Origin of the sequence: Quatrionicoccus australiensis (assembly GCF_020510425.1) — a bacterium.
Taxonomy (GTDB): domain Bacteria; phylum Pseudomonadota; class Gammaproteobacteria; order Burkholderiales; family Rhodocyclaceae; genus Azonexus; species Azonexus australiensis_A.
Window position 1 is genome coordinate 3,574,275 of the sequence record NZ_JAHBAH010000001.1, and the last position, 25,561, is coordinate 3,599,835.

The 25,561-nt window shown below is 59.4% G+C and carries 17 protein-coding genes; 9 read left to right on the forward strand and 8 right to left on the reverse strand.

Features of this window, described 5'->3' with window-relative positions; translation table 11 throughout:
- Positions 1–194 precede the first annotated feature (194 nt).
- On the forward strand, positions 195–1,511 hold the full coding sequence (locus tag KIG99_RS20795; RefSeq protein ID WP_319002406.1) for an ATP-binding cassette domain-containing protein: 1,317 nt from the start codon (positions 195–197) through the stop codon (positions 1,509–1,511).
- A gap of 368 nt (positions 1,512–1,879) precedes the next feature.
- Here KIG99_RS20795 and KIG99_RS17130 read toward each other — a convergent pair whose 3' ends face one another.
- Positions 1,880–2,623 carry a hypothetical protein gene (locus KIG99_RS17130; protein WP_226461249.1) on the reverse strand — a complete coding sequence of 248 codons (744 nt, stop codon included), beginning with the start codon at positions 2,621–2,623 and terminating at the stop codon, positions 1,880–1,882.
- The gene (locus KIG99_RS17135) at positions 2,601–4,244 is read right to left on the reverse strand and encodes an RNA-directed DNA polymerase (RefSeq protein ID WP_226461250.1); all 1,644 of its coding nucleotides are present in this window, start codon (positions 4,242–4,244) and stop codon (positions 2,601–2,603) included. The genes KIG99_RS17130 and KIG99_RS17135 overlap by 23 nt, the downstream gene beginning before the upstream one ends.
- A gap of 153 nt (positions 4,245–4,397) precedes the next feature.
- Here KIG99_RS17135 and KIG99_RS17140 point away from each other — a divergent pair, with 153 nt between their 5' ends.
- The 4 genes from KIG99_RS17140 (at position 4,398) to KIG99_RS17155 (ending at position 12,836) form a co-directional block, all read left to right on the forward strand.
- Positions 4,398–5,156, forward strand: a complete 759-nt coding sequence (locus KIG99_RS17140) for a hypothetical protein (protein ID WP_226461251.1) — start codon at positions 4,398–4,400, stop codon at positions 5,154–5,156.
- A gap of 237 nt (positions 5,157–5,393) precedes the next feature.
- The gene (locus KIG99_RS17145) at positions 5,394–6,194 is read left to right on the forward strand and encodes a DUF4365 domain-containing protein (protein ID WP_226461252.1); all 801 of its coding nucleotides are present in this window, start codon (positions 5,394–5,396) and stop codon (positions 6,192–6,194) included.
- A gap of 680 nt (positions 6,195–6,874) precedes the next feature.
- Complete coding sequence (locus KIG99_RS17150; RefSeq protein WP_226461253.1) at positions 6,875–10,309, forward strand: CHAT domain-containing protein; 3,435 nt, start codon at positions 6,875–6,877, stop codon at positions 10,307–10,309.
- Between the two features lie 334 nt (positions 10,310–10,643).
- Positions 10,644–12,836: an OsmC domain/YcaO domain-containing protein gene (locus KIG99_RS17155; protein ID WP_226461254.1), complete on the forward strand. Its 2,193-nt coding sequence runs from the start codon at positions 10,644–10,646 to the stop codon at positions 12,834–12,836.
- Positions 12,837–12,894: 58 nt separating this feature from the next.
- Here the strand turns inward: KIG99_RS17155 and katG are convergent, their stop codons facing one another.
- Positions 12,895–15,069 carry a catalase/peroxidase HPI gene (katG, locus tag KIG99_RS17160; protein ID WP_226461255.1) on the reverse strand — a complete coding sequence of 725 codons (2,175 nt, stop codon included), beginning with the start codon at positions 15,067–15,069 and terminating at the stop codon, positions 12,895–12,897.
- A 368-nt stretch (positions 15,070–15,437) separates the two neighbouring features.
- On the opposite strand from katG, the gene KIG99_RS17165 reads away from it, so the two are divergent.
- Positions 15,438–15,989, forward strand: a complete 552-nt coding sequence (locus tag KIG99_RS17165; RefSeq protein ID WP_226461256.1) for a M48 metallopeptidase family protein — start codon at positions 15,438–15,440, stop codon at positions 15,987–15,989.
- On the opposite strand, the gene KIG99_RS17170 is transcribed toward KIG99_RS17165, so the two are convergent.
- The 3 genes from KIG99_RS17170 to KIG99_RS17180 all read right to left on the reverse strand — a co-directional run bounded on the left by KIG99_RS17170 (position 15,986) and on the right by KIG99_RS17180 (position 18,472).
- A complete protein-coding gene (locus KIG99_RS17170; RefSeq protein WP_404817892.1) occupies positions 15,986–16,330 on the reverse strand; it encodes a helix-turn-helix domain-containing protein in 345 nt (114 codons plus the stop codon). The two genes, KIG99_RS17165 and KIG99_RS17170, sit on opposite strands and share 4 nt — an antisense overlap.
- Positions 16,331–16,581: 251 nt before the next feature.
- The gene (gene dbpA, locus KIG99_RS17175) at positions 16,582–17,979 is read right to left on the reverse strand and encodes an ATP-dependent RNA helicase DbpA (protein WP_226461258.1); all 1,398 of its coding nucleotides are present in this window, start codon (positions 17,977–17,979) and stop codon (positions 16,582–16,584) included.
- Position 17,980: 1 nt separating this feature from the next.
- Complete coding sequence (locus KIG99_RS17180; protein WP_226461259.1) at positions 17,981–18,472, reverse strand: hypothetical protein; 492 nt, start codon at positions 18,470–18,472, stop codon at positions 17,981–17,983.
- 173 nt (positions 18,473–18,645) lie between these two features.
- On the opposite strand from KIG99_RS17180, the gene rquA reads away from it, so the two are divergent.
- The 3 genes from rquA to KIG99_RS17195 all read left to right on the forward strand — a co-directional run bounded on the left by rquA (position 18,646) and on the right by KIG99_RS17195 (position 22,073).
- The gene (rquA, locus tag KIG99_RS17185) at positions 18,646–19,386 is read left to right on the forward strand and encodes a rhodoquinone biosynthesis methyltransferase RquA (RefSeq protein WP_226461260.1); all 741 of its coding nucleotides are present in this window, start codon (positions 18,646–18,648) and stop codon (positions 19,384–19,386) included.
- Between the two features lie 187 nt (positions 19,387–19,573).
- Positions 19,574–21,559 (forward strand): TonB-dependent receptor plug domain-containing protein, encoded by a 1,986-nt coding sequence (locus KIG99_RS17190; protein ID WP_226461261.1) that lies wholly within the window; start codon positions 19,574–19,576, stop codon positions 21,557–21,559.
- A gap of 10 nt (positions 21,560–21,569) precedes the next feature.
- Complete coding sequence (locus tag KIG99_RS17195) at positions 21,570–22,073, forward strand: YfiR family protein (protein WP_226461262.1); 504 nt, start codon at positions 21,570–21,572, stop codon at positions 22,071–22,073.
- A gap of 68 nt (positions 22,074–22,141) precedes the next feature.
- Here the strand turns inward: KIG99_RS17195 and KIG99_RS17200 are convergent, their stop codons facing one another.
- Positions 22,142–24,304, reverse strand: a complete 2,163-nt coding sequence (locus tag KIG99_RS17200; protein ID WP_226461263.1) for a putative bifunctional diguanylate cyclase/phosphodiesterase — start codon at positions 24,302–24,304, stop codon at positions 22,142–22,144.
- Positions 24,301–25,413 (reverse strand): FIST signal transduction protein, encoded by a 1,113-nt coding sequence (locus KIG99_RS17205; RefSeq protein WP_226461264.1) that lies wholly within the window; start codon positions 25,411–25,413, stop codon positions 24,301–24,303. The genes KIG99_RS17200 and KIG99_RS17205 overlap by 4 nt, the downstream gene beginning before the upstream one ends.
- Between the last annotated feature and the right edge of the window lie 148 nt (positions 25,414–25,561).

Here is a 25,561-nt window from a genome sequence, read left to right on the forward strand (position 1 = left end):
TCTTTCGTTTGTCATTCAAACCCCACCCCAGCCCTCCCCTTGACAGGGGAGGGAGCTCGCCGGCGCGCGATTTGGGGTGCTCCTCCCCTGATAAGGGGAGGCCGGGAGGGGTTTTACAGACGCATCAAACAAAACCACAGCCCGTTTTCATGATCTTCCGAAAATCATGAACCGGCTCTGAGAAGGGAAAGAACATGGAAGCACTACGCATCATCACCGAAGAGCACCAGAACCTCTGGCGTATCGCCACCACGCTGGACATGGTGGCGGACGAGATCGACGCCGGCAGCAAGGTCGAGACGCCGTTTTTCAGCTCGGTCTTCGACTACATCGAGCAGTTCATGGACCGCGCCCACCACGCCAAGGAAGACGCCTTCCTGTTCCCGGCGCTGCGCCTGCGCTCGCCCGATGCGGCGGCGATTCTCGACCGCTTGCAGGTCGAGCACGTCAACGGCCCGGAAGTGCTGCGCGATTTGCGCACAAAACTGGCGTCGACCGCTGGCGGCGGCGAAAGCAATGCCGCCTTCACGGCGGCGCTGCGCAACTACACGTCGGCGATCAAGAACCACATCCGCAGCGAGGAAAAGGACGCCATGCCGCTCGCCCGCGAGGTGCTGACCGGCGACGACTGGGCCGAGATCGACCGCGCCTTTCTCGACAACGACGACCCGCTGTTCGGCGGCAAGGCGCGCGCCGAATTCCGCGAACTGTTCCACCGCATCGCCAGCCTGGCGCCGGAATCGATCGGCCTCGGCGCGCATAGCGCCGGCGAACTGCAACCGGGCGCCGCCAGCGGGCCGGGCGACGTGCTGCTTTCGGTCAAGGGCATGGAAAGCTGCTACGGCCGGATCAAGGCGCTCAAGGGCATCGACCTCGAAGTGCGCAAGGGCGAACTGGTCGCGCTGGTCGGCGCCAACGGTGCCGGCAAGACCACCTTCCTGCGCACGCTCTCCGGCGTGCAGCCGATGAGTGCCGGCCAGATCATGTTCGACGGCGAAGACATCAGCAAACTGCGCGCCGACCTGCGCATGCGTCGCGGCATCTGCCAGAGCCCGGAAGGCCGCCAGGTCTTCGGCCCGCTCAGCATCGAGGACAACCTGCGCCTGGGCGCCTATACCCAGCCGAAAGGGCAGGTCGAGGGCGATCTCGAAAAGATTTTCGCGATGTTCCCGATCTTGAAGGAAAAGCGCAACCTGCCGGCCGGCACGCTCTCCGGCGGCCAGCAGCAGATGCTCGCCATCGGCCGCGCCCTGATGGGCCGCCCGAAAATGCTGCTCCTCGACGAACCGTCAATGGGCCTCGCGCCGCTGCTCGTCGAAGAAGTCTTCAACGTCGTCAAAACGCTGAAAGCCCAAGGCATGACCATCTTCCTCGTCGAACAGAACGCCTTCGCCGCGCTCGCCATCGCCGACCGCGGCTACGTCCTCGAAACCGGCCACATCACCCTGACCGGCACCGGCCAGGAACTGATCAGCAACGAACAGGTGCGGGCGGCTTATCTCGGGATGTAGGGAAATGAGGGGTTTTTAGCGGTTGACCGGTGGAAACGGGCGCTTTTGGGGCGCCCGTTTTTTTTGGGGAGGGCTGCTGTTCGGCCAAAGCGGTCGTTGGCCCATCAGCCGGTGTCAGGCTGCAATCTGGCGCAGACCTGCCGCTCAGTGTCTGATGGCCTCAACACTCAAGCGGTGCTTTTCCCATTCAGAGAATGCGAACTATCGACCCCAACCGGTCTGATGACATTTTCAATGAGTAATGGCAGCTTTAAAAATATCAAGCTGCCAGTCACAAGGTCTTTATGTTGGCCCACTCCTCGACCGAAGCGTTCGCTCCCGGACTCCATCTCGGATGGGCTCATGAAAACAGTCTGTGTCGAGTTAACTTATTTAAGATCGCGGGTTCCGACCATTGACGAGAAAAGTTGGAGAATTTCTACCTTGGTTCGTCCTGCGCTTATTACATGCAAGAAATCATCGAATCGTAAGGCAACATATTTCCCTGAACGAGGATTTAAGAGTATCCCCTCGGACCACTCGGGCCGGTTCCTCTCCACTTCCACTGATGCAGAAAAGCTTAAAAGCCAATACATGACTATTTGTCGATAGTCTGAGGCTGAAAAGTTCTTATTGCTACATTTCACTTCAATAAGCGTTGGACCTGCAGCAAAGTCGCCCTGGCCTGACGCAATCCACTGAAAACCAGGAATGAGAGGCGCCGCCGTTATGGAGTGGCCCCGCTCTAGTGCTAATTCCAATATCATCGACGCAATATTATTGCCGACCATCTCGGCGATGCGCCTATCGAGCTCGGTAATTTCATTAGGGATTTCCGCGTCAAAGTAACGTCTCTGACGAGCAACGGAAACCTGCACGCAGTCACTCCAGTCGATATCGCTGCTAGTAGCTAGCAGAGTTTCACCAACAGCAAAACCAAGCTCAAAGAGCATGGCCTTCTGAAGCTTAGACTCCTGCACCATTTCAAGTGGAACTGGATTGCAGTTTGACGACTCCGCAGTTTGATTGAAGTGGGCTATGACGCTAGGTGTTAGCTGCGGAAATATTGAATCGAAAACACCTGGGATATTACGGGCGACGGTTCTAGGGTCAGGCACTGGCTTGCGGGTCATCGCACCACTCCTGATATATTGAAGCATAACTGGCTGTGTTCTGACGCTCAATACCCAGTCTCCATGCGTGATCTAGGTTTGGACGAATCTGACGCTTAAATCCCTCACCTTGATCACCAAAGGCAGAGGCCGCTAGCCATACCAGGCGCTGGCAATCGGCACTCAACTCATTCCAGCGATTTCGAATGAAGGTGAACCCTCCCCGGTCTTTCCATTGCCGCCAGCAGTCGATGCATGCCCTCTTTACTGTGTCGGAGCGAGTGGCATCATAGATTTGTTGTACGAATGCAGCTCTGGGCGGCGTCCGCTTGAAACGCAGGGTTCGAAGATAGTGGAGAAGGCTTGCTTCCGCCTGAAGCAGGTGGGCTGAATGTTCCGGAATGACATCCAGGATTTGGTCAAGGGTAATGAAAATGTCGGTAAATTCTTCGGTAGCACGGAGGTTTGCAACCCCTCGCATAATCGTTGACCAAGAGGCGCGGAAGGCATGCAAATTTCCCTGACTCAGGAGGGTGGTTGCAAGCTGAATAGCAACGGTGGGCTCCTGCAGCTTGAGTGTACGTCCAATCTGAGTTACCAAAAAGGTGTCCGGCAAAGCTTTCTCCAACTCGCGATTAAGAAGTTTCTGGACCTCAAGACTCTCGACTGTTTGCTTTAACGACTCGTAATCGTCGACTGAAGTATCCGAATAAGGATCAAAGTGCAGGTCAATTTGCCTGAGTTGTCGCGCTTCGTCATCGTCGGCGCCAAGCTGAGAAATTACGTAGTCAAGGTAATGCCTCGATGCAAACATCACGGTCTTCGTCTTATTCAACGTCAATCCGTAATCAGCGAGAGTGTGCGAAAGAAAGGAAAGCGCCCGATAAGCATCTGCTTGGGACCTGGCAATCAGAACATAGTCATCGACATATCTATGCCATTGAATCCCGGCCCCTGTCATCCGGTGGTCAACTGGATTGAGAAATAACTCCGCAAGGATTCGAGAGCATTGCCCCCCAATCGGAAGGCCAAACGACCTGCCACTTGAGAATTTATTGAGAAGCGCGTTTATTTGGTTACCGATGCGCTCGTTTTCTGGAAAAAGGTCATCAATAAAGTTTTCAATATGATGGTGAGATATGTGCTGGTAAAAACTCGATATATCGGTTTGAACAATGACTGTGCCTGGCCCTCCAGCGCTTGCATCGGCAACTGTTGCCTCCCGGAATGCCTTCCATGAAAAAGTTCTGTCGAACAGTTCGTGTCCACCATTACGTAGGAAGCGGTATGAATGAACTCGGCCGTCACGATCATCTTCCAGCGCGTCTGCAATTGCTACCCCTAGCCCATTGAGGTAAATATTCCAGAACGGCTGAATTTTGGTTGCCACGCGGAACCCAGTCGGACCTGTCGGAGCCAAGAGACGCTCACTGAAAACACTAAGTGCTGTTACCTTGGTCGAACTATTTTGTTCGCTATCGCGTTGCAACTGTTCAAAGAACGCAAATGCCGCGTGTGCTAGTTCCGCTTGCTTGTGCGAAACGAAGCGGGTGTCGATATCGAACGGAAGCATATCGTTATCGCCATGTGCCCCGATGTCGGCAGCGGCTCGTTCAAAATGTTCCAGTGTTACGTTTGGCATGTTTTTCTCCGCTACCCAATGCTCATTGGCATACTATCATTGCATATGCGGATGCCGAGTCTGGTGGAAGCTCTAATTAACCCGACAATTCACACATCTGCTACGCGACAAGACCATGCAGCGCTGGTGATTTCAAACATTTGATCAAGAGCCATGAACGCCCCCCATTCATCCGTCGAATCGAACCGTCTATGGGACTTGTTGCCCAAGGCGATAAGCACTGTTGTATCTCTTTCTGCGATTGGGTATTTCGTCGGCTGGAAGGAAACGAAGGCTTATTACACGTCAATTGGCGCGAGTTGGGCAGCCGCATCAGTGCCTCCGCTAACCTTGCTTCAACAAAGTGCGAATACCATCATTGCAATCGCATTTGGCGCCTTTTACTCATTGACACTGCTCAATGATAATAAGATTACTACACGCAAACTTAGCTGGGCTTGCGCAGCCTTCCTGCTGACTTCTTCGGTATGCCTGCTTGCCTCACAGGGCACATTTGGCAAGCTCCCATCCCCGGGGCCTTACACGTTTGCAAGCATTGGGTCGTTGCTGTGTGCGGTAGCTGCGGGGATTACTGTGGCTGAACTCTACGGACACACTAAGGCTATTCACGCCCCCCTCTCATCAGGGCATCTGTGGCTTGTCTACTGGATCGTGCTACCTGGCCTTTTCTGGGCTCCTGAACGCCTAGGTCAAGCTCAATCCATGCGTGACATGGACGTAACCAACTCACCATTACCATTTGTCGCAGTCGATTCCATACAACCCGCGAATGTTTGGCGGCTGGTACAACTGCTCCAAGACAAAGCACTACTTGTAAGACTCGATGCAAAAGAGAATCAAAGGCAATTCAGAGTAGTTGAAGTCAAAGACATTCGATCAATTGCCGTTACGCCATCATCAGAGATTCAATAATGAAGAGGCGTTGAAATACCAACGCTGCGGAGGTCGGTTCAACAGGACGTCTAACCGCTATCCTCGTCACAATGAGAAATGGCTGTACGTTTTTGGCACAAAGCATCAAATGCCGCATAACCCCATCAATCGAGCGGACCTCGCGCATAAAACTGCGCGAGGTCTCTCATTTAACTGTTAGCTTCTTGGATGAGAACTCAAACGCACATCGTCGATTCCAGGGCCATCAAGGCCGTCATGGGACAGTTGCCGGACCATTGGGTCGTGCGAGAACTGACCGAGCGTGACTATGGCATCGATCTGATGGTGGAAATTTTTGCACCGGGTCTAAAAGATGCAAAGGGCAAGGATGCTTTCGCTGCAACTGGGGCCGTTTTCCATATTCAGATCAAGGGCACTGAAGAGTCGCTTAAGCCTGTCCACGCAGGCACAATCAACTACTGCATCGATAAGAAATCGCTCTCTTACGTGGAGAAATTCAGCACCCCGTTTCTTCTGTTTCGTGTGAGCGTCACCGATCCTCAGTCGATTTATTTCCTTTGGATTCAACGTTACATCAAGGATGTCATGGATCGCGAGACCCCAATGTGGCGGGAGGACATGGAGGATTCAATAACAGTTCGAATTCCTCCAGAAAACAAGCTCTCGAATGGCATAAATAAAATTGAGGGAATTGCATATCGCCCAAAGTATCTGGAGGAGCTTGCTGAGTTTTCCGAGATATACACTGATATTGGAAGCAGAATTGGCGCCATTCGCACCGGTATGCACGACGTCAACCAGGAGGTGATAGCAGACCTCAAAAATCGTGCTTGTCGTGCCCAACGGCTCAATGTGCTCCTTACGCGCAATGAATGCTGCATTAATAGACAGAGCTTAGATGCATTAATCCAATACATCGTTGGCCTCGATAAGCAGGAAGGTCGTAGCACGGAGCCTCCAGAGGAGTACAACTTCAAAATACTTGCACAAAGCATAACCGGGATGGGCTTGGTGGAGAATTTTGTTTTGGAAAACGATGGTCTTTCGGCGTATTAATCAGCACGAAGCTAACAATTCATTTAAGCCGACGCCGCTTTCCTGCGCGGCTTATTCCAGAACATCCGCTTCAACAATTCAGGACTTGCCGCTTTGGGTCGATAGTTCGCATTCTCTGAATGGGAAAAGCACCGTTTGAGTGTTGAGGCCATCAGACACTGAGCGGCAGGTCTGCGCCAGATTGCAGCCTGACACCGGCTGATGGGCCAACAACCGCTTTGGCAGAGGTGCTGCCTGATGTTGCTCGCATGAGGCTGGATCTCGGCAAATGCCGCCGGTTGGACAGGCTCTGCTGAGTGGCCGGTGTCGCGCAGGTTGCTGACGTTGAAGCGGCACTCCCCTTAAATGGACGCTTCCGTTACCGACGAATGATTACTCCCTGCCCTGATCCGCAATTCGACCCTATCCTGCTTTAGCGACTGGTATCTGATTTGTGAAGTCAATTGGGGCGGCCATTCACTGGCGGCAGTTCAACACTGCTACCGTTAAAATGGTATCCCATCAGGTATTGATTAACTTTGACTTTGTCATTGCATCTTCCAGACAATACTCCACTTTTGCGGCCTGCTGCGTCAGGCTAAGTAGCGAGTCAACGCCAGTCTTCAGATAGATCCGTGAGCGGCGCCCTTCAGCCGTGCGTATACTGACATGAAGGCTCAAACCATTCGTCCGGAAAACCCATGCGCCCGATCACCCTCGCTCTCCTGCTCGCCTTCAGCCTGCCAGTTGCCCTACCGCCAGCCCAGGCCCAAACCGCCGTGGCAACCATGCCGGTAACGAGCATCACTGCGCTTAAAAGCGAAGTCAACGAAGCCATGAACGCCCAGAACTGGCCCCACATGGCCACACTGGCCAAGCGTATGGTTGATCAAGATCCGCAGAATTCAGATGGCCACCACTGGCTGGGGTTGGCCTTGACACAAATGGGGGATATCGCTCGCGCCATACCTCCCCGTCGTCGTGCCGCCGAATTACAGCCTGATTATGCTGATAACTGGAATGGTCTGTGCTGGACGCTGATCCTAGCCAATCAGCCGGCAGAGGCCCAGTCGGCCTGCGAAAAAGCAGCCAGCCTCGACCCGACTAATTGGCCTGCCTTGGTCAATCTCGGTCACACTTTCCTGCTTCAGGGCGATGCAAAATCCGCCCAGGGTTGGTACCAAATGGCACTGCTCTACATCGATAGTGACCGCGCCTTCGAAAACGGCCCCTTGGCCGATTTCAATACTTTTATTGATAAAGGCTGGAAGGTAAGGGAATGCCGTCAGGCTCGAACCTGGTTCATGCAGGCATGGCCTAATTGGCAAACAGCCATGCGTCTCAAGAACGAAGCGGATCAGCTAAAGGCTGCCGGAAAATATCGTCAAGCCTTGCCTTTGGCCCGACAAAGCTTACAAGCAACAACTAAAACGCTCGGAAATTTCCATCCTATAACAGGCTTCCGCCTAAGCGACGTTGCCATTCTTCTTCAGCTGACCGGTAGCAATGCCCATGCCGAACCGCTATTTGTCCGTGCTCTTGCCATTACAGAAAAAATTCTTGGCCCGGAACATCCCGATACAGGAATCTCTCTCGACAATCTGGCGGAGCTATACCGCACCATGGGTCAATATGCTCGCGCCGAGCCTCTCTATATCCGCGCCCTCGCCATCTCGGAAGCCGCAAATGGCCTGGAACACCTGTCAACCAGCAACGTCCTGAACAATTTGGGCTTGCTTTATCAGGCCATGGGCCAATACGCCCGGGCTGAGGCATTCCATCTCCGCGCCATAAGCATTACAGACAAGCATCTCGGTCCGGAACACCCGACTACAGGCATTTCCCTCAATAATTTGGCGTTGCTGTACCAATCCATCGGGCAGTTCGCCAAGGCCGAAGAGCTATTTATCCGAGCCGTAAACATTGGCGAAAAACACCTAGGTCCTACGCACCCGGATACCGGTGTCTGGCTCAACAATCTGGCCGGACTTTACCAACAATTGGGTCAGTATGATCGAGCGGAGCCGCTCTATTCGCGAGCCTTGGCCATCTCGGAAAAGTCCAACGGCCCCAACCATCCATCCACCGCCCGACAACTCAACAACCTGGCATTGCTTTATCAAGTCATGGGTCGATACAAGCACGCCGAGCCTCTCGCTCGCCGTGCCCTCGCCATCGGTGAAAAATACTTGGGGCCAGAACACCCCGATGCGGGTGTATGGATCAACAACCTGGCATTGCTTTATTACTACACAGGACAATACGCCCGAGCCGAACCGCTCATGTTGCGCACCTTGGCCATTTCGGAAAAGGTCGAAGGCCCGGAGCACCCATCGACAGGCATTCGACTGAACAATCTGGCCGGACTGTATGAGGCCATGAAGAAACCAACGCGCGCCGAGCCTCTCTTGCTGCGTGCCTGGCGTATCGCGACAAACGCTGGGAATCCTTCGAACACATGGATTGCACAAAAACTGCTCCTTGCCTTCTACACCGACACCCAACCCGACCTCGCCATCTGGTACGGCAAACAAGCGGTCAACACCCTGCAATCCGTCCGCGCCGGCAATACGGGGCTGGACAAGGAAACTCAGAAGTCCTTCCTCGAGAAAAACGAAACCACCTACAAGTCCCTGGCCGACCTGCTCTTTGCCCAAGGTCGCCTGACCGAAGGCCAGCAGGTTCTCGCCATGTTGAAGGAAGCCGAGTATTTCGACTTCGTCCAGCGCAGCAGCGCCAGCGATCCGCGCAAGACCCAGGCCGGCTTTACCGAGCAGGAACGCCCGTGGAGCGAGCGGTACAACCAGATCAGCAATCAGCTGGCCGCTTTGGGCAAGGAACGCGAGGGGCTGCTCAAGCGGGTGAAGAATGGCGAGACTCTGGCGGCGGACGAACTGGCGCGCAAGGAGAAGATCGATGCCGACCTCGCCGTTGCCCGCCAAGCCTACGATGCCTTCATGGTCGATTTGAAGAAGGAATTCACGCAAAACACGGGTGCCGACCGTCAGCAGGAGTTCGGCGAGAAAAACCTGGCCAGCCTGCGCGCCTTGCAGGGCACCTTGCGCGATCTGGGGCATGGCGCGGTGACGCTGCATTACCTGATGACCGACAAGCGGCTGTGGATTCTGCTGACCACACCAACCGTGCAGTTGAAGCGGGAGGCTGCCATCAACGCCGCCGACCTCAACCGTCAGATCGGTCAATACCGCGAGGCCATTGCCCGACGTGATCCCAAGATCAAGGAACTAGGCAAGGCGCTGTACGCCCTTTTGATCGGACCGGTGGCCGATGACCTGCAGCAGGCTGGGGCACAGACATTGATGCTGTCGCTCGACGGCAGCCTGCGTTATTTGCCGATGGCGGCACTGTACGACGGCGAGCGGTTCGTGGCTCAGCGTTATCAGTTGGCGCTCTATACCTCGGCAGCCACGGACAAGTTGAAGGACAAGCCGCAGGCGTCCTGGTCGCTGGCCGGTTATGGCTTGACCCGCAAGGTGGAGGATTTCAGTGCCTTGCCGTCGGTGAAGAGCGAACTGGAGGGCATCCTGCTGGATATGCCGGGGCAGGTGAAGTTCGACCAGGCGTTTACCGCCCAGGCATTCAAAAGCGGGCTGGAGAACGAGCCGCCGGTGGTGCATCTGGCCAGTCACTTTGTGTTCGAACCGGGGAATGAGACAAATTCATTCCTGTTGCTGGGGGATGGCCAGCGGCTGTCGCTGAAGGAAATCAAGGATGGTTACGAGTTCGTGAATCTGGATTTGCTGACGCTCTCCGCTTGCGAAACCGCCGTAGGTGGCGGCAAGGATGCCAATGGCCGGGAGGTCGAGGGCTTTGGGGCGCTGGCCCAGAACCAGGGGGCCAAGGGCGTACTGGCGACCTTGTGGCCGGTGGCCGACGAAAGCACCGGGCAGTTCATGCAGCTCTTCTACGGCATTCGCCAGAAGAATCCGGGAATGACCAAGGCGGCGGCGATGCAGCTGGCTCAGCTGGCCTTTATCGAGGGCCGGGTCGGGTCGGCGCTGGCTGAGGTCAGCCGCGGGGCGAAACGGAGGGAGGCAGGCAAGACGGCACCGGTGGATGCCACCGACCATCCCTACTTCTGGGCGCCATTCATCCTGATGGGAAACTGGTTGTGAGTGCTTCGACGCCCCCCCCGTTTTCAGTAGCAGTGGGCTTTAACGTCCGGGGGGGGCATCGATTTCTTACAAAATACAAATGGCCGGTCTCTAATCAGAACCGGCCTTTTTTCTATCGGTATCCGACCGACGGCTTTGGCCGAACAGCAGCCGGAAATTAATGGTTTTGAGCGGTCGACCGCTCAAAACGGGCATTTTTCACAATGCCCGTTTTTTTGCCCAAGCTTTGTGCCACGCCCGTTTCCCGCGACCCTTCATACAACCCCGCTTCCTCCCAAGAAACCCGGATAATGGCGCCCAATCCGTTTCTTCACGCCATTTCTGGAATTCCCGCATGGAAATCAAGGTCAATTTTCTCGACAAGCTTCGTCTCGAGGCCAAGTTCGACGACTTCACGGTCATCGCCGATCAGCCCATCCGCTACAAGGGCGACGGCTCGGCGCCGGGGCCGTTCGATTACTTCCTGGCTTCGTCGGCCTTGTGCGCGGCCTATTTCGTCAAGCTCTACTGCGACACGCGCAACATTCCGACCGAGCACATCCGCCTGTCGCAGAACAACATTGTCGATCCGGAAAACCGCTACCAGCAGACTTTCAAGATCCAGGTCGAGCTGCCGCCGGACATTTCCGCCAAGGACCGGCTGGGTATTTTGCGCTCCATCGACCGGTGTACCGTCAAGAAGGTCGTGCAGACCGGCCCCGAGTTCATCATCGAGGAAGTCGAGAACCTCGACGCCGACGCCCAGGCGCTGTTGACCATCAACCCGGATGCCGGCACCCAGACTTTCATCGCCGGCAAGGATCTGCCGCTCGAGCAGACCATCGCCAACATGTCCGGCCTGCTCGCCGGGCTGGGCATCAAGATCGAAATCGCCTCCTGGCGCAACCTGGTGCCCAATGTCTGGTCGCTGCACATCCGCGACGCGCATTCGCCGATGTGCTTCACCAACGGCAAGGGCGCGACCAAGGAAAGCGCGCTGGCTTCGGCGCTCGGCGAGTACATCGAGCGGGCGAGCTGCAACCATTTCTACAACGACAATTACTGGGGCCCGGAGATCGCCAACGCGCCCTTCGTGCATTACCCGGAGGAGCGCTGGTTCAAGCCGGGCAAGAAGGATGCGCTGCCCAAGGGCCTGCTCGACGATTACTGCCTCGACATCTACAACCCGGACGGCGAACTGCGCGCCTCGCACCTGTTCGACACCAACTCCGGCAACACCGAGCGCGGCATCTGCGCGCTGCCCTATGTGCGCCAGTCGGACGGGGAAACGGTCTATTTCCCGACCAACCTGATCGACAACCTGTTCCTCAGCAACGGCATGAGCGCCGGTAACACGCTGGTCGAGGCGCAGGTGCAGTGCCTGTCGGAAATCTTCGAACGCGCCGTCAAGCGCGAAATCCTCGAAGGCGAAATCGCGCTACCCGACGTGCCGGCCGAGGTGCTGGCCAAATATCCGGGCATCGTCGCCGGAATTGCCGAGCTGGAAAACCAGGGCTTCCCGGTGCTGGTCAAGGATGCGTCGCTGGGCGGCGAGTTCCCGGTGATGTGCGTGACCCTGATGAACCCGCGCACCGGCGGCGTGTTTGCCTCCTTCGGCGCGCATCCGAGCCTGGAAGTGGCGCTCGAACGCAGCCTGACCGAGTTGTTGCAGGGCCGCAGCTTCGAAGGCCTCAACGACCTGCCGCGCCCGACCTTCGAGAGCAACGCGGTCACCGAGCCGAACAACTTCGTCGAACACTTCATCGACTCGAGCGGCGTCGTCTCCTGGCGCTTCTTCAGCGCCAAGGCCGATTACGACTTCGTCGAGTGGGATTTCTCCGGCCACGGCGAGAATTCCAACGCCGACGAGGCCGCCACGCTGTTCGGCATCCTCGAAGACCTGGGTAAGGAGGTGTACATGGCGGTCTACGACCAGCTTGGCGCCACCGCTTGCCGCATCCTGGTGCCGGGTTATTCGGAAATCTATCCGGTCGACGACCTGATCTGGGACAACACCAACAAGGCGCTGGCCTTCCGCGCAGACATCCTGAACCTGCACCGCCTCGACGATGAGGCGCTGGAAGCCTTGCTGGAGCGCCTGGAAGAGAGCGAACTCGACGACTACACCGACATCATCACGCTGATCGGCGTCGAATTCGACGAGAACACGGATTGGGGGCAGCTCACCATCCTCGAACTCAAGCTCCTCATCAATCTCGCGCTGCAGGATTTCGCGGCGGCCAAGGAACAGGTCGAGGCCTACCTGCAATACAACGAAAACACCGTCGAGCGCGGCCTGTTCTACCAGGCGCTCAACGTGGTGCTCGAAGTGCTGCTCGACGATGAACTGGAACTGGACGATTACGTGGTGAATTTCCGCCGCATGTTCGGCAACCCGCGCATGGACGCGGTGCTCGGCTCGGTGGACGGCAGCGTGCGCTTCCACGGACTGACCCCGACCAGCCTGGCGCTCGAAGGTCTGGACCGCCACCAGCGGCTGATCGACAGCTACAAGAAGCTGCACGCGGCGCGGGGCAGGGCGGCCTGATCAAAAAAAGCCCCCGAATAATCGGGGGCTGGATTGCAGTTGATATGCCTGGCCGGGCTCAGACCAGGTCGAAGCGGTCGGCGTTCATGACCTTGGTCCAGGCGGCGACGAAGTCCTGCACGAACTTCTCACGGTTGTCGTCCTGGGCATAGACCTCGGCATAAGCACGCAATACCGAGTTGGAGCCGAACACCAGGTCGGCGCGGGTCGCCGTCCATTTGGTGGCGCCGCTCTTGCGCTCGACGATGGCGTAGCTGTTGCGGCCGGTCGGCTTCCAGGTGTAGGCCATGTCGGTCAGATTGACGAAGAAGTCGTTGCTGAGCACGCCGACGCGGTCGGTGAACACGCCGTGGGCGCTGCCGCCGTGGTTGGTGCCGAGCACGCGCAGGCCGCCGATCAGCACGGTCATCTCATGGGCGTTCAAGCCCATCAGTTGCGCGCGGTCGAGCAGCATTTCCTCGGCGCTGACCACGTAGTCCTTCTTCTGCCAGTTGCGGAAGCCATCGGCCAGCGGTTCGAGCACGGCGAAGGATTCGACATCGGTCATTTCCGGCGTCGCATCGCCACGACCGGGAGCGAAGGGCACATCGACCGCGTAGCCGGCAGCCCTGGCAGCCTGTTCGACCCCGACATTGCCGGCGAGCACGATCACGTCAGAGACGCTGGCGCCGGTTTTTGCCGAAATTTGCTCGTAGACCGCCAGGACCTTGGCCAGACGCACCGGCTCGTTGCCTTCCCAGTCCTTTTGCGGGGCGAGGCGGATGCGGGCGCCATTGGCGCCGCCGCGCTTGTCCGAACCGCGGAAGGTACGGGCGCTGTCCCAGGCGGTGGCGACCATCTCGGCGAGCGACAGGCCGCTGGTGGCGATCTGCGCCTTGACGGCGGCGACGTCGTAATCGGTGCGGCCGGCCGGGACCGGGTCCTGCCAGATGAGGTCTTCCGCCGGTACATCCGGGCCGATGTAGCGCACCTTCGGGCCCATGTCGCGGTGGGTCAGCTTGAACCAGGCGCGGGCAAAGGTTTCCGAGAAGTAGGCCTGATCGTCGCGGAAGCGTTCGGCGATCTTGCGGTATGCCGGGTCGAACTTGAGCGCCATGTCGGCGTCGGTCATCATCGGCAGGCAGCGGATCGAGGCGTCTTCGACGTCGACCGGCTTGTCTTCTTCGCTGATGTTGATCGGTGCCCACTGATGTGCGCCGGCCGGCGACTTGCTCAACCACCAGTCGTACTTGAAGAGGAGGTCGAAGTAGCCGTTGTCCCACTGCGTCGGGTTGGTTGTCCAGGCGCCTTCAATGCCGCTGGTCACGGTGTCGCGGCCGATGCCGCGGCTGCTGTGATTGTTCCAGCCCAGACCCTGTTCATTGACGTCGGCCGCTTCCGGCGCCGCGCCGAGATTGGCCGCGCTGCCGTTGCCGTGCGCCTTGCCGACGGTGTGGCCGCCGGCCGTGAGGGCGACGGTTTCTTCGTCGTTCATCGCCATGCGGGCAAAGGTGACGCGCATGTCCTGCGCCGTCTTGAGCGGGTCGGGCTTGCCGTCCACGCCTTCCGGGTTGACGTAGATCAGGCCCATCATCACGGCGGCGAGCGGGTTTTCCAGGTCGCGTTCGCCAGAGTAGCGGCTGCCGGCGGCGCCGGTCGGGGCCAGCCATTCCTTCTCGGAACCCCAGTAGATGTCCTTTTCCGGTTGCCAGATGTCTTCGCGGCCGAAGGCGAAGCCGAAGATCTTGAGACCCATCGACTCGTAGGCCATGTTGCCGGCGAGGATCATCAGGTCAGCCCAGCTGATCTTGTTGCCGTATTTTTTCTTGATCGGCCACAACAGGCGGCGTGCCTTGTCGAGGTTGGCATTGTCCGGCCACGAGTTGAGCGGCGCGAAGCGCTGGTTGCCCTTGCCGGCGCCGCCACGGCCGTCGGCGATGCGGTAGGTGCCGGCCGAGTGCCAGGCCATGCGGATCATCAGGCCGCCGTAGTGGCCCCAGTCGGCCGGCCACCAGTCCTGGCTGTCGGTCATCAGCGCCTTGAGGTCGTTTTTGAGGGCCGCGACGTCGAGCTTCTTCACTTCTTCGCGGTAGTTGAAGGATGCGCCGAGCGGATTGGTCTTGCTGTCGTGCTGGTGCAGGATGTCGAGATTGAGGGCCTTCGGCCACCATTCCATGTTCGAGACGCCGGCCGAGGTGGCGCCGCCGTGCATGACCGGGCACTTGCCGGCAGAACTTGCGTTTTTCTGATCCATTTTTCTACTCTCCTGAGTGTGTGGCGTTAATTGAGGCAACACGGTCATCTTAGAAAAGGCGGGGTTTTTTATCTAATTGATTGGTCGGATTCGATTGATAGGGATCGGCTATTGGTCTTCCTGTCGCCGGAGAATGCGCTTCGTGGTGATGCGTTGCTGGCGCTGAGAGCGCGCAGTTGGGAAATGGAATTGGGCTGACTGCTTGTGACAGGCGAGGGCCGGTCGTCCGGGCGGTCAATCTAGCATAAAAAATTGTCGGGTATTCCGGGGGGTACATGGCGGGCCGATGCCGGCGAGCTTGCATGATGAGTTGGCCTGTTGCGCACGAGCGCTTCTCGTCGTTTGCAGCAACAACTTACAATGCCGCAATGACCGCAAACAAGTCTCCGACACCCTATCTGGCCGGCTATCCGGCCGACCTGGTGGCGCAGGTGCAAGCCTTGATCGAGGGCGATCAACTGGCCGGCATCCTGCTCAAGAAGTATCCGCAGCCGCATGCCGTGCGCACTGACCGGGCGCTTTACGATTACGTGCTGGACCTCAAGAACACCTATCTGCGCAACGCCGGGCAGATCAGCAAGGTGGCTTTCGACAGCAAGCTGCATGTGATCCGTAATGCGCTCGGCACCCACACCAGCATTGCGCGGGTGCAGGGCAGCAAGCTCAAGGCCAAGCGCGAGATCCACGTATCGACGCTGTTTCGCGAGGTGCCGGAGGATTTCCTGCGCATGATCGTCGTGCATGAACTTGCCCACACCAAGGAGCGCGCGCACGACAAGGCCTTTTACCAGTTGTGCCGGCACATGGCGCCGGATTACTTCCAACTGGAGTTCGACCTGCGCACCTATCTTTGCCATCTCGATGCCGGCGGGCGTGCGCTGTGGCCGGCAACGCCCGACAGTCTGGTAGCGGATGCCTAGATTGCGGCGGACAGACTGGTCGTTGCAGTGCCGGCGGGCCGCGGCCGCTTGATGCTCAGCGTGCCGCCGCGGGTTGGCTGGGCCAGCAGCGCAAGCTGTTTGCGATCGGGACGTTGCAGCCAGTCGAGGAGTTCGCCGAACTGCTTTTCCGAACCGAAGGCAATCTGCAACAGATATTGCACCGACTTCGGGATGTCGCGCCCGGCCTCATAGTGCGATCCGCCGGACTGGGTGACTGATACGCGTGCCCAGAATTCATGCTGGCTCATGCCTAATTGTTTCCTCAGTTGGCGCGCTTGTTCGCCGGTCTTGAAAACAAGTTTCGGTTGTCTGATTGTCATTCCTGCCTCTCCTTTCGGTTTTCGGGCTTGGCCTGGCTAGTGGTCGGGATATCAACCATCAGACGAAATCATAACGCAAATAAACGATTAAATTGATACTGCATTATCAATTTAATCGTTTCTGTGCAAAAGAGGCGAGGCGCTCTCCGTGCCGTCGTGTGGTTGCGGGCAAAAAAATGGCGCGGATTACGCTCCGCGCCATTTTGTTTTTTGCGCTTTTCCAGCGGTCGACCGCTGGAAAAGCGCGATTTCTACAGCGTACGCACCTTGACCGTCTTGCCCTTGACCTTGCCGGCCGAGAGCTTGCGCACGGCGTCGCGGGCGATGTCGCGATTGACGGCGACGTAGCTGCTCTGGTCGGTGACGGTGATCTTGCCGATCTGTTCGCGGGTGAAGCCGGCTTCGCCGGTCAGTGCGCCGAGAATGTCGCCGGGGCGGATCTTTTCCTTGCGCCCGCCGAGGATCTGCAGCGTGGACATCGGCGGCACCAGCGGCGAGCTGTCGTCGTTTTTCAGATCGCTCAGGCTATCGACTTCGAGCGGGCAGTTCATTGCCTGGGCGATCGCGGTGATGCGCCGGCGGTCGCTGTTGCTGCACAGGCTGAGCGCCCAGCCATCCTGCTCGGCACGGCCGGTACGGCCGATGCGGTGGATGTGGATTTCCGGATCGGGCGTCACGTCGACGTTGATCACCGCCTCGAGATTGGCGATGTCGAGGCCGCGTGCCGCGACGTCGGTGGCGACGAGCACGGAGACGCTGCGGTTGGCGAACTGGATCAGTACCTGGTCGCGCTCGCGCTGTTCGAGGTCGCCGTTCAGGGTCAGGGCCTGGATGCCTTCATGGCGCAGCACGTTGAGCAGGTCGCGGCATTGCTGCTTGGTGTTGCAGAAGGCGAGCGTGCTGACCGGGCGGTAATGCTTGAGCAGCGTCGCGACGGCCTGCAGGCGCTCTTCGTTCTTGACCTCGTAGAAGCGCTGGCGGATCTTGGTTTCGGCGTGCTGTTCAAGGAGTTTCACTTCCTTGGGCTGGCGCAGAAACTGTTTGGCGAGCTGGGCGATGCCTTCCGGGTAGGTCGCCGAGAAGAGCAGGGTCTGGCGCTCGGCCGGCAGGCGCTTGACGACGTAGGCGATGTCGTCGTGAAAGCCCATGTCGAGCATGCGGTCGGCTTCGTCGAGAACCAGGGTGTTGAGTTCTTCAAGGCGGATGCTGCCGCGCTGCATGTGGTCCATGATGCGGCCGGGTGTGCCGACCACGATATGGACGCCGTTTTCCAGGCTGGTGATCTGGTTGCGCATGGCCGAGCCGCCACACAGCGGCAGGACCTTGATGTTCTCTTCAAAGCGCGCCAGGCGACGGATTTCCTGCGTCACCTGGTCGGCCAGCTCGCGCGTCGGGCAGAGCACCAGCGCCTGGATGGCGAAGCGCTTCGGATTCAGGTTGTTGAGCAGGGCGAGGCCAAAGGCGGCGGTCTTGCCGCTGCCGGTCTTGGCTTGCGCGATCAGGTCGTTGCCGGCCAGCGCGAGCGGCAGGCTGGCCGCCTGGATCGGCGTCATGCTGTGGTATTCGAGTTGCTGCAGGGTCGCCTGCATGGCGGCCGGCAAAGGCAGCTCGGCGAAGGACGGGCTGGCGGTTTCGGTGATTTCGCTCATCTCAGTCCTTGCGGCGACGCGCCGGCATCGGCTTGCGCTGGCGCTGGCCGGGGCGCTGCGCCGATTTGTCTTCCGGCTTCGGCTTCGGCACCAGCAGGTTCTTGACCGGGCTGGCCGCGGCGGCGCGGTGCGCGGTGATGGCGGCGTTGACGGCGGCTTCCTCAACCGTGACGGCAGCGTGTTCGCCCTTGCTGGCGTACATCGAGAGCTTGTCGCGGATGATGAACAGGCGTTCGGCGGTGTCGGCCTTTTTCGGCAGCTTGTTGACGATTTCCTGTGCATCCGGGGTCAGCGAAAAGCCTTCGCCGGCCTGCACCAGCAGGCCGTTGGCGGCGAGGCGGGAGAAGGCTTCGGCCAGTTTCGGCGCAGCCGGGACATTGCCTTGCAGCAGGTCGATGGCGGCGACAATGTCGAGCAGTTCGGCGGGTTTTCTCTTGGCGCCGAGCATCGTGGCGAGCAGGAGGAGGACGTCTACATCATGAATGGCTTGCATCTTTGACCTTTGAAATTCTGTGAAATGGGTGCCGGCCGGGTGCGGGCACCAAACATCCGGGCGTAGGGAGGCGCGGATGGAAAGCAGTGCTTTTCGGTGAGGGTGAGAGTGTAAGGGCTGGCACCCCAAAATAACGAGTGCTTTCAGGCATTAAACCGGGAGAGAATGCAACTATGAAGCCAAACGCCACAGATATTGCCGCGCCGTACGACTGTGACCGCGCTTTCCCCGAAGTTGAACCGGCTGCCGATATTCCGGAATATCTCGGTCAGCATTACTGGTGGGCCTACCTGCACCCAAGAGCCGTGCGCTTCTTCGAGCGTGAATGGCTGGTCAACCTGATTTTGTGGGGCAATTTCCGTCGCCTGCGCGATACGGCGCTGGCCGAACTGGGGCCGACCATCCATGGCCGCTGTTTGCAGGTCGCCTGTGTCTATGGTGATTTCAGCCAGCGCATCGCGGCCCGCCTGGCACCCGAGGCCCGCCTCGACATCATCGATGTGGCACCGATCCAGATTGCCAATCTGCGCAGCAAGCTGGCGCCCGATCCGCGCATCCACATTGCCCGGCAGGACTCAAGCGCCCTGGGCTTTGCCGAAGCGAGCTTCGACTCGACGCTGCTTTTCTTCCTGCTGCACGAACAGCCGGCCGCGGTACGCGCCGCGACGCTGGCCGAGGCGCTGCGCGTCACCAAACCGGGCGGGCAGATCGTCATTGTCGATTACCACAAGCCGCATGCCAGCAATCCGCTGCGCTACGTCATGCATCTGGTGCTGAAAACCCTGGAGCCTTTTGCGCTCGACCTGTGGCGGCACGAGATCGTCAGCTGGCTGCCGGCCGGCGTGGTGCCGGCGTCGATCAAGAAAAGCACTTCGTTCGGCGAGCTTTACCAGAAGATTGTCATCCGCCGCTAGAAAACGGGCTTTGGGTGGCGTCGACCGCTCTGCTCCTGGATTTTGCAGCATCCTGTATTCCGTTGGTCTAGTGCCATGTCATGATTCCTCCAGGGTGCTTGTCCCGTGGCCGTTTTGCCGGTTTTGTATGGGACAATGGGCGGTTGCCGTCCAATTTTGGCCGATTTAACCGGAATCGCTCCTGCTGATGCACTTTTTCAATCAGAGATTATTGGTTCTTGCTGTCCTTCTCGCTGTCTCGGGCGGTATTGCCCAGGCGAGCGACAAGGCCGGGCTGGCCGATCTGCCGCTTGAACAGTTGTTGCAGCATGAAGTGGTCTCGGCCTCCCGGCTGGCGCAACAGGTCAGCGATTCACCCTCTGCCGTGGCCATCGTCACCGCCGCCGACATTCGCGCCTACGGCTACCGGACACTGGCTGACGTGATCAATTCGATGCGTGGCCTGTACACCACCTACGATTTCCGCTACCAGTATCCGGGCGGGCGGGCGCACGGGGCGCCCGGTGACTACGCCGGCCGCATCATGCTGCTGATCGACGGTTACGCAACGCAGGACAGTGTGTTCAATCAGGCCTATATCGACGAATCCGGCCTGATCGATCTCGAACTGGTCGAGCGTGTCGAATATGTGCCGGGTACCGGCTCCGTGACTTACGGCAACAATGCCATGCTCGGCATCATCAATGTCGTCACCCGCAAGGGGCACGACTTCAATGCGGCCCAGGTCTCCGGCGAATTGTCCAGCCATGGCGGGCGCAAGGAGCGCCTGACCTACGGCAAGCGCTTCGAGAGCGGACTCGATCTGCTGTTGTCGGCCTCTGCATTCGACGTCAAGGGGCAGAGCCGGCTGCATTTTCCTGCCTACGACACCCCGGCCACCAACAACGGCATTGCCGAGCATCAGGATGCAGACCGCAACTGGCGATTGTTCGGCAAGCTGGCTTACGCCGGCTGGAGCATCGAGGGCGCCTATGTGGACCGCAAGAAGATGGTGCCGAATAATCCGAACAGCTACACCGCCTTCAACCGGCCGTTCTCGATGCGCGACGAGAACGGCTTCGTCAATGCCCGTTACGACACCGATCTGGGTTTGCTGCTGCACTCGTCGTCGCGCTTTTATCACGGCTACTACGCATACGAGAGCTTTCGCGAGTTTGCCGATGACAGCGACGGGGAAAAATACGGGCATCGCCAGTTCGAGGGCAAGTGGTGGGGCTTCGACCAGAAGTTCGTCGGCAACTGGTTCCGCGATCACTCGATCATTTTCGGGGTCGAGTGGCGCAATGATTACCGCCAGGGATTCCTCCGGGATTATCTTTCGCCGGCCGGTGCCGTCGTCCGCCAGCGTCAGGAAACCTATGCGCGGCGCACGAGCAGCTTTTACCTGGCCGACGAATACCGGATCAACGAGCAATGGTCGATCAACCTTGGCGCTCGCTATGACGATGCCAGCGATCTGCCGGGCAACTGGAGTCCGCGTCTGGCGGTGATCTACAAACCGGATTTCCGGACCACCGTGAAGGCTTCCTACAGCGAGGCCTTCCGGATGCCGAATGCAAATGACCGCTCGGCCTATGGCGCACTGGCTGCGCCCGAATATGTCGCGGCAAGCGAGCTGGTGCTGCAGCACCAGTTGTCGCCGGGCATGCGCTTCACCGGCTCGCTCTATCGCTACCGGCGCAGCAACCAGATGCAGTACAGCGCCATCCTCGACGACTATGTCGCCACCGGTTCGAGCAATACCCACGGGCTGGAGATCGAGCTCGAAAGCAACTGGGATAACGGCCTGCGTCTGCGCACCAGTGCCGCCTGGCAGGATGCGGTCGATACCGACGGGGCGCCGCTGGCCAATTCGCCGCATGTGCTGGGCAAGTTCAATGTGACTTTCCCGCTCGGCGGCAGCGGTCTGCGCGCCGGCTACGAAGCGCAGTACACCGGTTCGCGCCAGACGCTGGAGCGGCGTCACCTGGGTGGCTTTGCGCTGAGCAACCTGACTTTCTCCAGTATCGAGAAGTGGCATGGCCTGTCGGCATCTCTGAGCATCCGTAATCTGTTTGACCGGCACTACGAGGTGGTGTCGCCCTTTGATTGGCGGCCGGACAGCGGTATTTCGCAGGACAGCCTGCGCATGGACGGCCGGACTTTCTGGTTCCAGCTCAACTACGACCTCTGAGCCAGATACCGTGCGCCACCTTCTCCTCCTTCTCCTTGCCTGCCTGAGCCTGACGGCGCATGCCGGGCCGGTAAGCGAGCACGACATGAAGGCGGCCTACATCTATCGCATCGCGCAATATACCGAGTGGCCGGACACGGATCAGGAGAGCTTCAACCTGTGTGTGCTGGGTGATGACAACATCGTCCAGGCATTGAGGAAATACGAGGGACGCAATATCGGCAACCGGCGCGTTGCGGTGGCCGGGTTGACCACCCCGGTGGCGATTCGCAAGTGCCAGGTGTTGTATGTCGGCGGTGACGAGGTGGTCAATCTTGGCCGGATCGAGCGCGAACTGGGCGATGAGCCTGTCCTGACCATGACCGATGTGCCGCAACTGGCGAAGGTCGGGGTGGTGCTGGTGCTCGAGAATCAGCGCCTCGCCTTCGATGTCAATTTCGACCTGTGCCGTCGCCTCAACCTGCGTCCGGCCTCGAATCTGCTCAGATTGGCCCGTTACGTCAGAAAGAGCTAGGCGGGCGCACTGTTTGGTGGCGCCCGGTCGCCAGGCGGTCCACGCCGAAAAAATGGCGAAAACCGCCGTCAGCCTTCCATTGTTGTTGTCCGGCCCGGCGCAGGCAAACTCAGCCAGCTGGCTTCCTGCTCCCATTTGTCCATCCACGCCGGCAGGTTGTCCGCCGGCATCGGGCGGGCGATGCCATAGCCCTGCACGATGTGACAGCCGAGCTGGTAGAGACTGGCGGCGTGTTGCATGCTTTCGACGCCTTCGGCAATGACGTCGCGCTCGAAGGCCTGCGCCAGGCGGATGACGCTTTCGACAATGCTGCGGTCGCCGGGTGCGGTTAGCATGTTGCGCACGAAGCCCTGGTCGATCTTGAGTGTCTGGATCGGCAGGCGCTGGAAGTAGGTCAGCGACGAATAGCCGGTACCGAAGTCGTCGAGGGCGATGCTGATGCCGAGCGCCCGGCATTCGAGCAGGGTCTTCGAGACGTCTTCGAGGCGGGTGATGGCCGCCGTTTCAAGGATTTCGAGTTCGAGGCCGCGCGGGTCGATGCCGTCAACGCGGGCAATGGCATCCTGCAGTTGCCGGGTGAAATCGGGCTGTTGCAGGTGGTGCGCGCTGATGTTGATGCTGATCCCGAACTCTCGCCCGGCGGCCTGCCATTGGGCTAGCTGGCGCAGGGCCTGGTGGATGACCCATTGACCGATGCCGATTTCCAGCTCGGTGCCGGCCAGGGCGGGCAGAAAGTTGGCCGGTGCGAGCAGGCCCAGTTCCGGGTGCTGCCAGCGGATGAGGGCTTCGAGGCCGACGATTTCGCCGCTGCGCAGATCGACCTTGGGTTGGTAGAAAAGGCATAGCTCGTCGTTTTGCAGCGCCCAGGCCAGGCGCAGGCGCGATTCGCGGTGCGCCTGAACCTGCCGGTCCTGCTGCGTATCGAAGAGCTGGTAGCGATTTTTGCCGCTCTGCTTGGCGAGGTACATCGCCTGGTCGGCATGGCGGATCAGGGTGTCGGCATCGGCGTCGTCGCTCGGGAAGAAGGTGACGCCGATGCTGGCCGAGACCTGGCAAGTGATGTCGCCGTGGCTGACCGGCGTGGCGGCGGCGTACAGGATGCGGCGCATGATTTCGTCGCACTCGCCGGGGTCGGAGATTCCCTGCAGGACGATCACGAATTCGTCGCCGCCCAGGCGGGCGATGGTGTCGTCCTCGCGGACACTGGCTTGCAGGCGGGTGGCGATGGTGCTGAGCAGGATGTCGCCGGTTTTGTGCCCGTGCGCATCGTTGACCGCCTTGAAACCGTCGAGGTCGAGCAGGCAGATGCCGAGCGAGCCATCTGTGCGGTGCGCATGCGCCATCGCCTGGCGCAGGCGGTCGTCGAGCAGGCGGCGATTGGGCAATGCGGTCAGCGGGTCGAAGTGCGAGATGCGGTAAAGCTCGGCCTCGTGCTCCTTCAAGTGATTGATGTCGGTAAATACCGCCAGATGGTTCTTGACGGCACCTTGCGGGTCGCGAATCACCGCGATCGACAGCATTTCCGCGTAAATCTCGCCGCTTTTGCGGCGGTTCCAGATTTCTCCGCGCCAGCTGTCATGCTTCTGGAGATCCTGCCACAGGGTTTGGTAAAAGGCGGCTTCCTGCATGCCGGAACTGAGCAGCCTGGGGTCGCGGCCGACGACTTCATCGCGCGCGAAACCGGTGATCCGCGAGAAGGCGCGATTGACATCGACGATGCGGTTGTCGGCATCGCTGATCATGATGCCTTCCTGGCTGCTCTCGAAGACGCTGGCGGCCAGTTGCATGCTGTCCTTGATCAGGCAGACGACCGCAGCCTGGGCCAGCTTCTCGGCCAGCGGCAGAAAGGCTAGTTGCAGCGTCTGGCTGAGCGCTTCGCCCTGGCGGCCGAAAACCAGCGTGCCGAAGCCGGGCAGGTGATAAAAATGGAAGTGCGTGTCGCCGATTTCACGCACCCGCGGGGCGCTCTGCTGCTCGCTCAGGCCGGCGCCGTAAAGCAGGAAGGCATGGAAACTCGGATTGGCCAGCGGATGGCGCGGCAGTAGGCAGGCGGCTTCGGCTGGCTGGCCGTCGTGGGCGGCCGGCGTGGCGCGCAGGATGGCGCAGCTGGTGCCGTTGAGCAGGCGCAGCAGGGTGCTGGCGGTGCGGCGCAGCATCGGGCCGAGTTCGGTGCTCGATCCGATGACCAGGGAGATCTGGTAGAGAATTTCGGTTTCGAGGCAGGTATTCATGGTCTGGCCAGCAGGCCGAGCACGGCGGTCTTGTTGAGAAACTCGGGGTAGTCACGTCCGTTGTTGCAGATTTCGCCGATCGCCAGCATGCCGATCAGCGGCTCCTCGCCCTGGACGATGGCAAGCTCTTCAGTGAAGCGCTCGCCGAGAAAGAGAACGCGCGAGATGCAGTCGATGAACAGGCGCAGTTCGCCCGGCCTGGCTCCGGCGCAGGCGCGGCGGGCCGCTTCGCCGGCGGCGGCGATCAGCGCCAGCGGTTCACCGTGCAGAACATGGACAAATGCGCCGGGTGCGACTTCGCCGACACAGGTCAGGCTGCCATCGCTGCCGACGCTGATCGGGTCGCGCACCACGACTTCGCTGCCGAGCTTGTGAATGCCGAAGGGGTAGGCCTTGGCGACGGTGAAAAAGTTGTCCGGGCCGGGTTCGGTGCCGCCATGGGCGCTGACGATTTCACGGTAGACCTCGAGCGCCGGCCGGTAATTGAGTTGCTGGATGGTGTTCTGGTGGGCCGCGGTGACCTTGATCGAGTCCGAGATGACGGTCCAGCCGTGGCCGGAGCCGATGCGGCTGTCGATTTCAAGATGAACCAGCAGGGCGACATCCTGTTGCAGGCCGGCATTGCTGATCACGCAAGGTTTCTGCATCAGCGACAGAGAGCCGGCGCCGCCGCCGATCTGGTTCATGCCCAGTCCGAGATGCTCGAACAGGGCGCCGATCAGATCGCCGATGCGGCCGGCAAAGCCGTCTACGAAAATGAGCAGGCTGCCTTGTGCGGCGCGCAGGTCGGCACAGGCCGCTGCCGCCTGGTCGATGTCGAGTGCGGCATCGCTCAGTTGCCCGATACGGCGGATGTCGGGGCGTACCGGCAAGCCGACGACGATGCTGCCGCGGGCAAAGTGCTCGCAGCCGAAGATGAGGCGCGGAAAGATGCCGCCAAAAACGGGCTTGCCGAGTTTGTGCAGGATCGGGTCGAGAGCTGCCGGCGAAAAGCCGTTGTCGTCGCAGGTCAGCAGCAACAAGCCGGCGATTTCGGGTTGTGCGTCGAGTGCGTCGAGAATCGGCGTCAGCGCAGCGAGCGTTCCTGTCGCCTCGAACCTGACCTGCATGTGAAAGACTCCCTGAATGCCCTGCCACGAAACCTCCGGCGCCGTTCGGGATGACCGGAGGCAGAGTTTTTGAATTGTTTCCGGAAATTCTACTCTCGCCCGGCATGGATGGTTATGGTGGGTAAATTTCGAATCTGTCCGTGACAAT

Bases quoted from the DNA above. Each gene is read 5' to 3' on its own strand.
- KIG99_RS20795 (WP_319002406.1), top strand. From the start codon at position 195: ATGGAAGCACTACGCATCATCACCGAAGAGCACCAGAACCTCTGGCGT.
- KIG99_RS17130 (WP_226461249.1), bottom strand. From the start codon at position 2,623: ATGACCCGCAAGCCAGTGCCTGACCCTAGAACCGTCGCCCGTAATATC.
- KIG99_RS17135 (WP_226461250.1), bottom strand. From the start codon at position 4,244: ATGCCAAACGTAACACTGGAACATTTTGAACGAGCCGCTGCCGACATC.
- KIG99_RS17140 (WP_226461251.1), top strand. From the start codon at position 4,398: ATGAACGCCCCCCATTCATCCGTCGAATCGAACCGTCTATGGGACTTG.
- KIG99_RS17145 (WP_226461252.1), top strand. From the start codon at position 5,394: ATGGGACAGTTGCCGGACCATTGGGTCGTGCGAGAACTGACCGAGCGT.
- KIG99_RS17150 (WP_226461253.1), top strand. From the start codon at position 6,875: ATGCGCCCGATCACCCTCGCTCTCCTGCTCGCCTTCAGCCTGCCAGTT.
- KIG99_RS17155 (WP_226461254.1), top strand. From the start codon at position 10,644: ATGGAAATCAAGGTCAATTTTCTCGACAAGCTTCGTCTCGAGGCCAAG.
- katG (WP_226461255.1), bottom strand. From the start codon at position 15,069: ATGGATCAGAAAAACGCAAGTTCTGCCGGCAAGTGCCCGGTCATGCAC.
- KIG99_RS17165 (WP_226461256.1), top strand. From the start codon at position 15,438: ATGACCGCAAACAAGTCTCCGACACCCTATCTGGCCGGCTATCCGGCC.
- KIG99_RS17170 (WP_404817892.1), bottom strand. From the start codon at position 16,330: ATGACAATCAGACAACCGAAACTTGTTTTCAAGACCGGCGAACAAGCG.
- dbpA (WP_226461258.1), bottom strand. From the start codon at position 17,979: ATGAGCGAAATCACCGAAACCGCCAGCCCGTCCTTCGCCGAGCTGCCT.
- KIG99_RS17180 (WP_226461259.1), bottom strand. From the start codon at position 18,472: ATGCAAGCCATTCATGATGTAGACGTCCTCCTCCTGCTCGCCACGATG.
- rquA (WP_226461260.1), top strand. From the start codon at position 18,646: ATGAAGCCAAACGCCACAGATATTGCCGCGCCGTACGACTGTGACCGC.
- KIG99_RS17190 (WP_226461261.1), top strand. From the start codon at position 19,574: ATGCACTTTTTCAATCAGAGATTATTGGTTCTTGCTGTCCTTCTCGCT.
- KIG99_RS17200 (WP_226461263.1), bottom strand. From the start codon at position 24,304: ATGAATACCTGCCTCGAAACCGAAATTCTCTACCAGATCTCCCTGGTC.
- KIG99_RS17205 (WP_226461264.1), bottom strand. From the start codon at position 25,413: ATGCAGGTCAGGTTCGAGGCGACAGGAACGCTCGCTGCGCTGACGCCG.